This is a genomic window from Burkholderia sp. SIMBA_062 (assembly GCF_046534765.1).
GTDB lineage: Bacteria > Pseudomonadota > Gammaproteobacteria > Burkholderiales > Burkholderiaceae > Burkholderia > Burkholderia ambifaria.
In genome coordinates this window covers 1-271 of record NZ_JAWRYD010000278.1, presented here as the reverse complement: position 1 = coordinate 271, position 271 = coordinate 1, and the positions used below count along the sequence as shown (strand labels likewise).

Sequence of the window (271 nt, the reverse complement as noted above, 5' to 3'; positions counted from 1 at the left end):
AGCTGCATGGTTTTGCGGTCTCGAACTACTACAACAAGGTGAAGTTCGTGCTGCTCGAGCACGGCATTCCGTTCGAGGAAGTGCTGACAAAGCTGCCGCTCGCCGAGGCGCAGCTCGCCGAATCGCCGGGCGGCAAGGTGCCCTACATCGAAACGGAGCAGGGCTTTCTGTGCGAATCGGAAGTGATTGTCGAGTATCTGGCGGCGCGCTTTCCGGAGAAGCGCATCTTCGCGGCCGATCCGTGGCAGGCCGCGAAGGAACGCGAGCTGAT

At 60.9% G+C, this 271-nt stretch carries 1 protein-coding gene; it reads left to right on the top strand.

Features of this window, described 5'->3' with window-relative positions; all coding sequences use genetic code 11:
* Nucleotides 1-2: 2 nt before the first annotated feature.
* Nucleotides 3-271: glutathione S-transferase N-terminal domain-containing protein (locus tag SB786_RS36355; RefSeq protein ID WP_410731596.1), on the top strand; the 269-nt coding region annotated here is incomplete at its 3' end.